Source organism: Bacillus cereus group sp. Bc061 (assembly GCF_027715825.1).
Lineage (GTDB): Bacteria > Bacillota > Bacilli > Bacillales > Bacillaceae_G > Bacillus_A > Bacillus_A paranthracis.
Map to the genome: position 1 here is coordinate 460,864 of NZ_JAQFTZ010000001.1, position 12,505 is coordinate 473,368.

Genomic DNA, 12,505 nt, shown 5'->3' on the forward strand with positions numbered 1-12,505 from the left:
TTCCTTAAGGTATCAATTGGAACTTTTTATTAGAATAAGAATTTTTATGATGTTGAATAATGAATATGATAAGAAAGTTTAGGTGAAGAAAATGGGATTATTTAGCTCGTTATTTGGTAAAAAAGAAGAAAATCAAAAAGTAGAGGAGAATAAAACAATGTCAAAAGTATTATTTGTAAAAGCAAACGATCGCCCAGCGGAGCAAGCAGTTAGTTCAAAAATGTATGAAACATTTGTAAGTACTTATAAAGAAGCAAATCCGAATACAGAAATTACAGAGTTAGATTTATTTGCATTAGATCTTCCTTATTACGGAAATATTGCTATTTCAGGTGGATACAAACGTAGTCAAGGTATGGAATTAACAGCAGAAGAAGAGAAGGCAGTTGCTACAGTAGATCAATATTTAAATCAGTTTTTAGAAGCTGATAAAGTTGTATTTGCATTCCCATTATGGAACTTTACTGTACCAGCACCATTAATCACATATATTTCATATTTATCTCAAGCTGGAAAAACGTTTAAATATACAGCTAATGGTCCAGAAGGCTTAGCTGGTGGTAAAAAAGTAGTTGTGTTAGGTGCTCGTGGTTCAGATTACTCTTCAGAACAAATGGCTCCTATGGAAATGGCAGTTAATTACGTAACAACTGTACTTGGGTTCTGGGGAATTACAAATCCAGAAACTGTTGTAATTGAAGGACACAACCAATATCCAGATCGCTCACAACAAATTGTTGAAGAAGGTTTAGAGAACGTTAAGAAAGTAGCGGCGAAATTTTAATTAATTGATAGTAAAAATGGAAAAACCAACATGGATGACCATGTTGGTTTTTTAGTCTATTTCTATGTTAAAAAATGTATATTTATAAAATGAATGAAAAGTTTGAAAATAGTATTGCAAAATATTATATATCAAACTATAATGAGTTCAAGAATAGTTGATACTTAAGTTAAATGTTCAGAAAATTCAATTAGTTAAAATTGGAAATGACATAGGTTATATTGAATGGAGGTTATATTATGACGAATAAAGTACCGTTTTCGTTCATAGTTGTTATTGGTTTAATGTTATTTGCACTATTTTTCGGGGCAGGAAATTTAATATTCCCAGCAATGCTTGGTCAATCGGCAGGAGAGAATGTTTGGATTGCTAATGCAGGATTTTTAGTAACAGGTGTAGGTTTACCGTTGCTAGGGGTATTAGCATTTGGAATTTCAGGTAAAGAAGATTTACAATCGTTAGCAAGTCGTGTACATCCAGTGTTCGGCATTGTATTTACGACAGTTTTATATTTAGCGATTGGTCCACTATTCGCTATTCCGAGAACAGGCAGCGTTTCTTATGAAATTGGTATGAAGCCTTTTGTACCAGAAGCTATGGGTTCTTCAGCACTCATTCTTTTTACAATTATATTCTTTAGCATTACTTGTTTTTTTTCGCTAAATCCCGCGAAAATTGTCGATATTGTAGGAAAAATCTTAACGCCAATTAAATTAACGTTTATTGGGATTTTAGTAGTATTTGCTTTTATTCATCCAATGGGAGAAATGCAAGCACCTGCAGAGGCATATACATCACATGCGTTCTTTAAAGGATTCCAAGAAGGTTACTTAACAATGGATACGTTGGCATCATTCGTATTCGGTATTATCATCATCAATGCGATTAAAGAAAAGGGCGCAAAAACAAAAAAAGACATTATGATTGTTTGTGCAAAAGCAACATTGATTGCTGCATCTATTTTAGCAATGATCTATTCAGCACTTTCATTTATGGGAGCTTCAAGTGTTGCAAAACTTGGTCATTTAGATAATGGTGGTGCAGTATTAGCAAAAGTTTCAAACTATTATTTTGGGTCATACGGCGGAATTATATTAGGGATTATGGTTACAGCAGCATGTTTAACGACTAGTGTAGGACTTGTTTCAGCGTGTTCTTCATTCTTCCATAAACTATTCCCGAATGTTTCGTATAAAAAGATAGCAATCATCTTATCAGTGTTCAGTGCAGTTGTTGCGAACGTAGGTTTAACGCAATTAATTGCAATTTCTGTTCCTGTATTAATCGCGATTTATCCATTAGCAATCGTCTTAATTTTCCTAACGCTCCTTCATCCATTGTTTAAAGGACGAGCAGAGGTGTATCAAGGTAGCTTATTAATTACATTTATTGTAAGTGTGTTCGATGGATTGAATGCAGCTGGTATGAAGTTAGCAGTAGTAAATGATTTTCTTACTAAAATACTTCCAATGCATGAAGTTGGGCTAGGGTGGATTTTACCAGCACTTATTGGCGGATTGATCGGGTATGTCATTAGCATTGTGAAAGCAAAAAACCAAGTTCAACCAGCAACTAGAGCGGATAAGAAAATAGGTTAAATAAAAAAAGTTATAGAACTTGTTTCTATAGCTTTTTTTGTTACTATTAATAATGAAAGAAAATAAAGTAGTAGGGGAAATAAAATGAAAAAAACAATTGATCATATCGGCATCGCAGTTCGAGATATAGATAGTACGATACGTTTTTATGAAAAAGTGTTGTCAGGAACTTTAATAGATCGTTACGTAAGTGAAGCGCCTGGTGTTGAAAGTGAAGTAGCCATTCTTGAAGTGGATGGAGATAGAATTGAATTGCTTGCGCCGACAAATAACACCACTTCACCAATTGCCCGATTTATAAAACAAAAAGGTAAAGGTGTTCATCATGTTGCATATCGAGTAGATGATTTAGATGTAGCTTTAGAGGAATTGAAAAAACAAGACATTCGAACGTTAGAGCATACGCTTCGAATGAATAAACACGGCAGAAGATTAATCTATCTTAACCCAGCGGATACAGAGGGAACAATTATAGAGTATTGTGATTATCCGGAAGAGAAGTAGAAGAAAGATATTTTTAAGAAGGTATTACGTAATAACGTAATACCTTTTTATTTATGTATTTCACATTTTCTTCACAAATGATTCACGATAACTTTTCTTCTTTGATAACTTACATAAATATATTTTATGATATAATAACAATCGACTTTAAAAATGTAAGTTGTATCTATCATGATAGTTACTATTATATTGGAAGTTTAGAGGTGGAAGAGAAATAAAGAGTTATACTTTCTAGAAGTTTATATTTAATCAGGTTAATATTTTGCCCAGAATCAAACTTTGGAAGTTAAAGTAATGAAAATAGAGCAATGAGGAAGAAAGAAGTGAAATGAGTGTGAAAGTAATGAAAAGGTTAGGGACATTGTTATTACTTGTGTGTGTGCTTATCATATTGATCCCGCAAAGTGCATCTGCTCATGCGTACGTTGTGAAATCAAACCCTACTGAAAATGAAACATTGAAGAAAGCACCATCTGTTGTAAAAATCGAATTCGATGAGGACATACAAGTTTCACGTTTTAATACATTGTACGTGAGAGATACATCAGGTAAAAGGGTCGATTTAAAAGATGCTCATATTGATAAAAAAAATAAAAAACTATTAGAAGCCGGATTAAAAGAAAACCTCAAAAATGGTCTCTACTCTATTCAGTGGAAAGCTATTTCAGCTGATGGACATCCAATTCAAGGGGTTATTCCATTCCGTATTGGATTAGCGGAAGCGGAAACAGACGATGTACAAGTGGAAGAGATGGGGTATGTTCCGCAAATTGATATGATCATGGAACGTGGAATTTTATATACAAGTTTCTCACTATTTATAGGAGTGCTATTCTTTAATCTTATTATGTATAAAGGGAATGCAACCTCGGTTCGATCAAGGAGTAAGAACATAATATGGATTTCCTTATTAGGGATATTTACTAGCTTGTTATTCAATCTACCACTGCAAGCGAAAATAAATGCTGATGTTTCATGGCTAGAAGCATTCAATCCTTTACTATTAAAAGAAACGTTACAGCTTTCTGTTTTTAGTTATGTTTGGATTACTCAAATGGTTCTCATTAGTTCGCTTATAATCGTTACGTATTTTGCGATGAGGCGTGAGAAGCTATCGTCTTTTAAAGTATGGAGTATTCCAATAGTGCTGTTTATTGGAATACTTGTTATGAAAGCATTTAATAGTCACGCATATGGTTTAAAGTTTAAAGATATTGCTGTTGTTATGGATTTTTTACATTTATTCGCAGCTTCATTATGGATTGGTGGTTTATCGTCTATTATTCTTCTGTTACGTAAAGAGGATAACAAATGGAATATGTATTGGGATATGATTAAGCGTTTTTCACCGTGGGCAACATGCGCTGTCATTGTGATTTTAATAACAGGTCTTTTTAACAGTACATTTTTTATTCCAACAATCCACTCGTTATTTGATACGAAGTATGGATTAGCTTTACTAGCAAAGATACTTTTATTCGTTTTCATGGGGATATTGGGAATTATTCATTATGTGAAAGGGAAAATGAGAGCGGAGCAAGGATTAGGTGCTACGGTGAAAGTAGAGTTTATCATTGGAATTATCATTTTCGTCATCGTAGCTTTTATGACAAACGTACAAACACCACCGATGCCTCCTACTGGACCTTTTACAGAGAGTAAACAATTAGATAATGGATATGAAATGACGCTAAATGTAAGTCCTAATAGAGTAGGACAAAATATATTCCATATTACTTTAAAGGATGAGAACGGACAACCCGTTACTGATATGGAACAAATTATATTAACGACTCAATCGTTAGATATGAATATGGGAAAAGGATCATTTAAAGTTTCGGCAGTTTCACCGGGAGAATATGAAGCAGAAGGTATGTATATTAACATGACAGGAAACTGGAATATACAAGTACATGGATTAACGAAATCGCTTGATAGCTTCGATACGGATTATAAATTTATTGTAGGTGGCAGATAAAGTGAAACTTTAAGAGCCCTCATCAATTGGGCTACCCGGCGAATAGCGGGATAAAGAGTAGGTATAGATAAAAAGGAGCTAATTGAAAATGGAACGTATAAAAAAATTAGGAACAACAATGATCGCAACAGCAATTACAATGGGAATGTTTTCGTTACCTGTTAGTGCGCACGTTACTGTGAAGCCAGCAACTTCTGACATCGGTTCTTGGGAGACTTACACGATAAAAGTACCAGTTGAAAAGAATATAGCAACAACAAAAGTTACACTGAAAATACCGTCTGGTGTGGAATTCCAACAGTATGAACCAGTGCCAGGGTGGAAAATGGAAGAGCAGAAAGATAATGCCGGAAAAGTGAAAACTGTAGTATGGGAAGCAATAGGAGAAGGGATTTTACCCGGTCAGTTCCAGCGATTTACTTTCGTCGCTAAAAATCCGGATAAAGAACAAAAAATAGCTTGGGATGCATATCAACAATATAAAGACGGAGAAATTGTTGAATGGACAGGCGATGAGAAAGCTGAAAAACCGCATTCACTTACTACAATTGCAAAAGGTACGTCATTAACAGGAGAACATGGTGAAGTATCTAATGTAGAAAAGAATGAAGGTACTAGTAATATGCAGTTGATAGCAATTGTTTTATCTATTTTGGCGATTGTATCTTCGGTAGGTACGTGTGTTTTTATGGTACGTCGTAAAAAATAAGTAATTAAGTAATATTGAAAGGTCTCATTGAAAATAATGAAACCTTTTTATTAATATTAGGGATTAGTAAAATGAGCATAGCAATATTGTTATAGTCACTATATAACAAAAAGGATTGATTCATGGAAATCAATTGATGGTCATTACGTCTTCTGGCAAGGAATCATGTTCTAGCCAGTTTTCAATTAAAGTATTAAATAGCTTAGGGTTCGCTAAAGAAATTCCATGACCAATTTTAGAAATAATAACACCTGTGCAATGGGGATTACTTTCAAGGATTTTAGTCAACGAGTCTTTCATTATTCTTTTTTCGTTTTCTCCAACAGTTACTAATATATTACTATTAGCATTCTCAAAGTTTTTTGGTATTGTAAACGACATGTTTTCTTCTAGTATCCTTATGAAGGTATTTTTACTTATTTGACAACTATCATAATAATAGTGGTCAAAGTATTCTTTATCTATGTACATTGATTTGGCTTGTATTTTCGAAAACGTCCTACTCTTTATAAGAGGGTAGGTTAACGCGATAGATTTTATAAATTTGCTAGCAAAAGGAATGGGTTTGACTAAAGCACTATTTATCATGGCATATTGGATTAAGTTGGGTTTCATGCTAAGCATCGTAATTAACACTTGAGCACCTAATGAAAACCCAATTACTATAACAGTTTTATTTTGTCCTTTTTCTTCAATTAGTTCTATGATTTTTTCAGCACTAAAGTTTATTGAGAAATGCTCTTTACTTCTGTTTTTTCCTTGCGCAGGTAAATCAGGAACAAGGCAGTGAAAGTTAGTAAAATGTTTAATTTGTTTGTCCCACATCCATCCACTGACTCCACCCCCATGAATAAAAACCATAAGTGGAGAGTTTGTATCTCCAAATTCGTTATAATGTAAAACCATATAACTCCCCCTTATAATTGGAATTGCAAATTCATCCATCTGTACTAGAGATAATATTTTTACTACTTAATTATCATCATACAATAAAAAAATTCGGTTTGTTAAAATTCTAAGTACCTTTACTCATGAAACGATAAGAAGGAGCCTACAATCAGTAGGCTCCTTCTTATGTCAATTTATTTCACTTCAACCTGCTGCCTTACAGCAAGTGTTTTCGGCTTTATATTTACGAAACAAATACTCACTACAATAAATAATAGTCCGATGAATAAGCTAATAGTAATGGCTTCATGTAAGAAAATTGAACTTACAATAATAGCGATTAGAGGAATGAGAAATGTATAAGCCCCAACTTTACTTGCTTCACCAGCTCCAACGAGTGTGAAGTATGCAAGCCACCCCATTGCAATAACAAAGAATGAAATAAAGAGTAGTACACTAACAAACGGCATACTCCAAGCGATACTAGACCACCTTTCAAACTCTGATCCAAATCCAATTAAGCAAAGTCCGCCAATAATAAGTTGCAGTGTTACCATCCAAATGGAATTAACGCGATGCCCAGTCTTCTTAATAAATACGGTTCCAAGTGCCCAGCCAATAGCGCATCCTATCGCGAGAAGAATCCCGATAATAGAAATATGTCCAGTTAAACTGCTTGAGCTAATAACACCTACGCCAATAAATCCGAGTATAAGCCCGAAAATTTTTAAACCGTACATTGATTCTTCAAGCCATATCCACGAGAAAATACCAAGTAAAACGGGTTGTAGAAATACGATGGCGGAAAATAGACCAGCGGGCATATATTGAAGGCCGACAGTTTGTAATCCGTAAAATATAATGATATTAAGTAAAGAAGAAATAACGTATAAATGCCAAGTTTCTTTTAAGTGTAACTCTTTGTATTTCGGTAATGCGAACAGGAGTAAAATGAATCCTCCAATTAAAGTTCGAACGCCTGCAAATAAAACGGGTGGTGTATAATGCAGGGCAAACTTAGATAAAGGCCAATTGATTCCCCACATGAAAACGAGAAAGGTAAGGATGATGGCCGTCTTAGTTCGAGAAAGCTGTGTCACTGTAAGACCTCCTTGATGTTATTCATTTCACTATGATATGATATCGACTGTAATAAATAAAATGAATCTTTTTTATGAGGAGTATAAGCGATTAGTTATGACCATTACACAACTACAAGTATTAATAAAAACTGTTGAGTTAGGTAGTTTTACGAAGGCTGCTCGGGTGTTAAATATGACGCAGCCAGCAGTAAGTCATGCGATTTCAAGTATTGAGTCAGAGTTAGGAGTTACGATTCTTATACGTGATAAACGACAAGGATTACTCGTTACGGATGTAGGAAACAGAATTCTTGTACATATTAGAGAGATTTTGAACGGTGTAGAGAAGATTGAACAAGAAGTTGCGATGGAGAAAGGACACGAAGTGGGGACGATTCGAATTGGGAGTTTTCCGAGTGCTTCTGCACATTTCTTACCGAAAATGATAAACCATTTTAAGGAGAAGTACCCGAACTTAGAAGTCGTTCTTTGTGAAGGAACGATTAAAGAAGTTGAAGATTGGTTAGTATCGAGGGTTGTTGATATAGGGATTGTTATTTTACCTAATAAAGAGATGGAGATTGTTCCATTAACGAAGGGGAAAATGGTTGTTATTTTAAGAGAGGATCATCCTCTTTGCAAGAAGGATGCTATTACAATTCGTGATTTGGAGAATGAACCGATCATATTATGTAAGGGCGGATACGAACCACCCATTATCGATATGTTTAAACAAGCAAACGTACCACTTCGGGCTGAGTATGTAATTTCGACAGTTACGACAGCTTTAAATATGATTCAAGAAGGATTAGGCATTGCAATATTAGCTGAATTATCTTTAACGAATTTACCACAGAATGTGCAAACGAGAGAATTGGAACCGCAAGTATGGAGAGAAATTGCTTTAGCTGTTCCTTCATTAAGGGATTCTTCAATCGCTGTGCAGCTATTTATTGAAGAATTTCAGGCGCTATTTGCAGAATAAAAAGAGGTGTCTCGTATATTATAATGGGACACTTTTTAATTTACTTATAAAAAATATGTGAAAAGGATTGACTTATTTTTTGGTTGTAACTATAATGATTACATCGAGGTGGTGATTACGATGAAAATTAGTAGCCGCTTTTCCATAGCTGTTCATATTTTATCTATTTTGAAAAACAATCCATCTTCACTTTGTACTTCAGACTATATGGCTGAGAGTGTCAATACAAATCCAGTAGTCATTCGTAAGATGATGTCGTACTTGAAACAAGCTGGCTTTGTTTACGTAAATCGTGGACCGGGTGGCGCAGGTTTACTAAAGGATTTACATGAAATCACATTGTTAGATGTGTATCATGCAGTGAATGTAGTGGAAGAGGATAAATTATTTCACATTCATGAGCAACCGAATCCAGATTGTCCAATTGGGGCGAATATTCAAGCGGTGTTAGAAATTATTTTAATTCAAGCACAATCCGCGATGGAAGAAGTTTTGAGAAATATTACGATGGGGCAGCTGTTTGAAACTTTGCAAGAAAAAATGAATGCTTAAATCATATTTATATTTTTTTAACATTAATGTAACTTATGTAGTTACAACTATAAAGGTAAGGTGTAAAAGTTATGACTGTAAAAATGAAAGTATACTCAGATTTTATATGTCCATTTTGTTTTTTAGCAAAAGGTCCATTAGATGAAGTAGCGAAAGAGAAAGATGTAGAAATTGAATGGATGCCATTTGAATTACGTCCAAGTCCATATTCAAAAATAGATCCATGGAATGAGCCAGAAAAATTAGGTTCATGGGATGCTTTCATTCTTCCGACAGCGAAGAAGTTAGGAATTGATATGCGTTTGCCACGTGTTTCTCCGCATCCATATACACATTTAGCTTTCGAAGGGTGTCAATTTGCGAAAGAACGTGGACTAGGTAATGAGTATCATCACCGCGTATTCACAGCATTTTTCCAAGAAGAGCAAAACATTGAAGATATTGATGTGTTAACAAAATTAGCGGTAGAAGTAGGACTTCCTGAGGCGGAATTTAAAGATGCTTTAGTAAGTCGTAAATATAAGGAAAAGCATCAAGAAGCAATTCAGCACGCATATGATGAAGCGAATATTATGGCTGTTCCAACTGTCATGATTGGAGATGAAGTCATTCAAGGGCTTGCTAGTAAAGAAACGCTACAAAGGGTCATTGATAAAGAAATTGAAAAGGATAAAACAAGTTCATTTGAAGGTATGCAATGTAATACCGATGGATATTGCTAATTCGCTTGTTATGAAATAACAAAATAAATTATAAAACAAACATTTGGAGGAATTAAAATGTCAACAACTACAACAAACTTAAAAGAAGCAATCGTGAACCGCCGTTCCATTCGTAAAGTAACAAAAAATGATGCAATTACGAAAGAAAGAATTGAAGAAGTGCTAAAAACAGCTTTACACGCACCAACATCTTTCAATATGCAAAGTGGTCGTATGGTTGTATTAATGGATGGGGAGCATGAAAAGTTTTGGGATATTGTGAAAGAAACATTAAGAGCCCGCGTACCAGCAGAAAACTTTGAAGCGACTGTAGAAAGACTAAAAGGTTTTCATGCAGGTGTAGGAACAGTTCTATTCTTTGAAGATCAAGCAACTGTAGAAAAAATGCAAGAAAACGCACCATTATATAAAGAGCAGTTCCCATTCTGGTCTCATCAAGGAAATGCGATGTTACAACATACTGTGTGGATGTTATTATCTGCTGAAGGAATTGGGGCGTCATTACAACATTACAACCCAATCGTAGATGCTGAAGTGAAAGAAACTTGGAATATTCCAGCAGAGTGGAGCTTAGTAGGTCAAATGCCATTTGGTGAACCAAACGAACAACCAGCAGAAAGAAAGTTCTTGCCTACTGAAGATGTATTGAAATTTTATTAAGATATACAATATGTAACGAGAAGGAAGCTGTACTTAAAAACAGCTTCCTTTTTGTAGTGGTGTTAAAGTATGCGCATTTAGGGAAGAAATATAAGAAATAATCCGGTGAGAAGGGAATTAGAAAAATGAATGATGAGAAAAAATATACAGTGGTAGGTACTGATGTCGAGGAAGTAAAGCGTTTAAATAAAAATTCAGGGTTAACGTATAATCAAGTGAAAGAAATGTTAGCGAAGCAAATGCAAAAAAAGAAGTAATTAGATTGAAATCTTTCATTTTTTCATTTGGCATTTCGATTGGAGAGAGTTAAGTAAAAAGTAACTCTCTTTTTCGTATAACGAAGCACCTTATAGAGTGGAGGAAGCAACATGAAGAAATGGGTAAAGGGAACGCTGTCTATCGCTGGAGGCATTGTCTTATTAGCGTGTGCCGGCGGATATTACATGTATAAAAATTATTTTCCAAAGGAACCTGAGCGTATTGTATATGATAAAGAAAGAGTGTTAAAACCGATACATAATCAGCTCAAAGGAATTAACATAGAAAATGTAAAGATAAAAGAAAAAGAAGTCGTAAATGCGACTGTAGATGAGCTTCAAAAAATGATTGATGATGGGAAATTATCATATGAAGAATTAACGAGTATTTATCTTTTTAGAATACAAGAACATGATCAAAATGGAATAACATTAAATGCTGTTACAGAGATTAATCCAAATGCAATGGAGGAAGCGCGAAAGTTAGATAAAGAAAGGTCTTTCAATAAGAAGTCAAACTTATACGGCATGCCGGTTATCGTAAAAGATAATATACAAACAGAAAAGGTGATGCCGACAAGTGCAGGCACGTATGTGTTAAAAGACTGGATTGCAGATGAAGATGCGACGATCGTGAAGAAGCTGAAAGAAGAAGGTACTTTCGTTTTAGGAAAAGCGAATATGTCTGAGTGGGCAAATTATTTATCCTTTACAATGCCTAGCGGATATAGCGGGAAGAAAGGACAAAATTTAAATCCGTACGGTCCAATCACATTTGATACTTCAGGATCAAGTTCAGGATCTGCTACAGTAGTTGCGGCAGATTTTGTCCCGCTTGCAATCGGAACAGAAACGACTGGATCGATTGTAGCACCAGCGACGCAGCAATCGGTAGTTGGATTACGTCCATCACTAGGTATGGTGAGTAGATCAGGCATTATTCCATTAGCTGAAACACTTGATACAGCAGGACCGATGGCAAGAACGGTAAAGGATGCTGCAACGTTATTTAACATAATGGTAAGTTATGATGAAAAAGATGCTATGACAGAAAAAATGAAAGATAAAGAAAGAATGGATTATACGAAGGACTTATCAATAGACGGTTTGAAAGGGAAAAAAGTAGGAGTACTATTTTCAATAGATCGACAAGATGACAATAGAAAAGAAGTAGCACAAAAGATAAGAAAAGACCTTCAAGATGCAGGTGCAATATTGACTGATGATATTCAGTTAAACGCTGAGGGTGTAGATAATCTACAAACATTAGAATATGAATTCAAACATAATGTTAACGATTTTCTTTCAAAGCAAAAAAATGTACCGGTAAAATCGTTAGAAGAGATTATAGCGTTTAATAAAAAGGATAGTAATAGACGAATAAAATATGGACAAACATTAATTGAGGGATCTGAAAAATCTGCTATAACGAAAGATGAGTTTGAAAAAGTAGTGCAAACGAGTCAAGAAAATGCAAGAAAAGAGCTAGATAGATATTTACTAGAAAAAGGTTTGGATGCTCTAGTTATGATTAATAACGATGAAGTTCTTCTATCCGCTGTAGCTGGTTATCCGGAATTAGCGGTTCCTGCTGGATATGATAAAAATGGAGAACCAATCGGTGTAGTGTTTGTAGGGAAACAGTTTGGTGAAAAAGAGCTTTTCAATATTGGATATGCATATGAGCAGCAGTCTAAAAATAGAAAATCACCTAAATTGTAAAAGGTTAAACGAAAAAAAGAGCTCAACTGAAGTAAGTAGGTGGGCTAATATAAATAGAATCTAA

General features: G+C 34.7%; 13 protein-coding genes. 11 read left to right on the forward strand and 2 right to left on the reverse strand.

Features of this window, described 5'->3' with window-relative positions; genetic code table 11:
• Window positions 1-91 precede the first annotated feature (91 nt).
• The 5 genes from PDQ40_RS02400 (at window position 92) to PDQ40_RS02420 (ending at window position 5,573) form a co-directional block, all read left to right on the forward strand.
• Window positions 92-784, forward strand: coding sequence for an FMN-dependent NADH-azoreductase (locus PDQ40_RS02400; RefSeq protein WP_000522508.1), 693 nt, complete (start codon window positions 92-94; stop codon window positions 782-784).
• Between the two features lie 239 nt (window positions 785-1,023).
• Complete coding sequence (gene brnQ, locus PDQ40_RS02405) at window positions 1,024-2,382, forward strand: branched-chain amino acid transport system II carrier protein (protein ID WP_270691216.1); 1,359 nt, start codon at window positions 1,024-1,026, stop codon at window positions 2,380-2,382.
• 84 nt (window positions 2,383-2,466) lie between these two features.
• Window positions 2,467-2,886: a VOC family protein gene (locus PDQ40_RS02410; protein ID WP_000750841.1), complete on the forward strand. Its 420-nt coding sequence runs from the start codon at window positions 2,467-2,469 to the stop codon at window positions 2,884-2,886.
• Window positions 2,887-3,214: 328 nt separating this feature from the next.
• Window positions 3,215-4,864 (forward strand): copper resistance CopC/CopD family protein, encoded by a 1,650-nt coding sequence (locus PDQ40_RS02415; RefSeq protein ID WP_000114308.1) that lies wholly within the window; start codon window positions 3,215-3,217, stop codon window positions 4,862-4,864.
• An 88-nt stretch (window positions 4,865-4,952) separates the two neighbouring features.
• Window positions 4,953-5,573, forward strand: a complete 621-nt coding sequence (locus PDQ40_RS02420; protein ID WP_214328759.1) for a YcnI family copper-binding membrane protein — start codon at window positions 4,953-4,955, stop codon at window positions 5,571-5,573.
• Between the two features lie 129 nt (window positions 5,574-5,702).
• On the opposite strand, the gene PDQ40_RS02425 is transcribed toward PDQ40_RS02420, so the two are convergent.
• Together PDQ40_RS02425 and PDQ40_RS02430 are read right to left on the reverse strand one after the other, a co-directional pair.
• Window positions 5,703-6,479: an alpha/beta fold hydrolase gene (locus PDQ40_RS02425; protein ID WP_000242883.1), complete on the reverse strand. Its 777-nt coding sequence runs from the start codon at window positions 6,477-6,479 to the stop codon at window positions 5,703-5,705.
• A 176-nt stretch (window positions 6,480-6,655) separates the two neighbouring features.
• Window positions 6,656-7,561, reverse strand: a complete 906-nt coding sequence (locus tag PDQ40_RS02430) for a DMT family transporter (protein WP_000192795.1) — start codon at window positions 7,559-7,561, stop codon at window positions 6,656-6,658.
• Between the two features lie 97 nt (window positions 7,562-7,658).
• On the opposite strand from PDQ40_RS02430, the gene PDQ40_RS02435 reads away from it, so the two are divergent.
• The 6 genes from PDQ40_RS02435 to PDQ40_RS02460 all read left to right on the forward strand — a co-directional run bounded on the left by PDQ40_RS02435 (window position 7,659) and on the right by PDQ40_RS02460 (window position 12,441).
• Window positions 7,659-8,528, forward strand: a complete 870-nt coding sequence (locus PDQ40_RS02435) for a LysR family transcriptional regulator (RefSeq protein ID WP_000156779.1) — start codon at window positions 7,659-7,661, stop codon at window positions 8,526-8,528.
• 120 nt (window positions 8,529-8,648) lie between these two features.
• Window positions 8,649-9,080 (forward strand): Rrf2 family transcriptional regulator, encoded by a 432-nt coding sequence (locus PDQ40_RS02440; protein WP_000704088.1) that lies wholly within the window; start codon window positions 8,649-8,651, stop codon window positions 9,078-9,080.
• 71 nt (window positions 9,081-9,151) lie between these two features.
• The gene (locus PDQ40_RS02445; protein WP_000216667.1) at window positions 9,152-9,802 is read left to right on the forward strand and encodes a DsbA family oxidoreductase; all 651 of its coding nucleotides are present in this window, start codon (window positions 9,152-9,154) and stop codon (window positions 9,800-9,802) included.
• A 57-nt stretch (window positions 9,803-9,859) separates the two neighbouring features.
• A complete protein-coding gene (locus tag PDQ40_RS02450; RefSeq protein ID WP_214328758.1) occupies window positions 9,860-10,462 on the forward strand; it encodes a nitroreductase family protein in 603 nt (200 codons plus the stop codon).
• A gap of 125 nt (window positions 10,463-10,587) precedes the next feature.
• Window positions 10,588-10,719 carry a hypothetical protein gene (locus tag PDQ40_RS02455; protein ID WP_000997344.1) on the forward strand — a complete coding sequence of 44 codons (132 nt, stop codon included), beginning with the start codon at window positions 10,588-10,590 and terminating at the stop codon, window positions 10,717-10,719.
• A gap of 111 nt (window positions 10,720-10,830) precedes the next feature.
• Window positions 10,831-12,441: an amidase family protein gene (locus PDQ40_RS02460; protein ID WP_270691217.1), complete on the forward strand. Its 1,611-nt coding sequence runs from the start codon at window positions 10,831-10,833 to the stop codon at window positions 12,439-12,441.
• Window positions 12,442-12,505: the final 64 nt, after the last annotated feature.

Coding starts and splice junctions, on each gene's coding strand:
- PDQ40_RS02450 (WP_214328758.1), top strand. CDS start 9,860: ATGTCAACAACTACAACAAACTTAAAAGAAGCAATCGTGAACCGCCGT.
- brnQ (WP_270691216.1), top strand. CDS start 1,024: ATGACGAATAAAGTACCGTTTTCGTTCATAGTTGTTATTGGTTTAATG.
- PDQ40_RS02410 (WP_000750841.1), top strand. CDS start 2,467: ATGAAAAAAACAATTGATCATATCGGCATCGCAGTTCGAGATATAGAT.
- PDQ40_RS02425 (WP_000242883.1), bottom strand. CDS start 6,479: ATGGTTTTACATTATAACGAATTTGGAGATACAAACTCTCCACTTATG.
- PDQ40_RS02420 (WP_214328759.1), top strand. CDS start 4,953: ATGGAACGTATAAAAAAATTAGGAACAACAATGATCGCAACAGCAATT.
- PDQ40_RS02440 (WP_000704088.1), top strand. CDS start 8,649: ATGAAAATTAGTAGCCGCTTTTCCATAGCTGTTCATATTTTATCTATT.
- PDQ40_RS02435 (WP_000156779.1), top strand. CDS start 7,659: ATGACCATTACACAACTACAAGTATTAATAAAAACTGTTGAGTTAGGT.
- PDQ40_RS02400 (WP_000522508.1), top strand. CDS start 92: ATGGGATTATTTAGCTCGTTATTTGGTAAAAAAGAAGAAAATCAAAAA.
- PDQ40_RS02415 (WP_000114308.1), top strand. CDS start 3,215: ATGAGTGTGAAAGTAATGAAAAGGTTAGGGACATTGTTATTACTTGTG.
- PDQ40_RS02460 (WP_270691217.1), top strand. CDS start 10,831: ATGAAGAAATGGGTAAAGGGAACGCTGTCTATCGCTGGAGGCATTGTC.
- PDQ40_RS02455 (WP_000997344.1), top strand. CDS start 10,588: ATGAATGATGAGAAAAAATATACAGTGGTAGGTACTGATGTCGAGGAA.
- PDQ40_RS02445 (WP_000216667.1), top strand. CDS start 9,152: ATGACTGTAAAAATGAAAGTATACTCAGATTTTATATGTCCATTTTGT.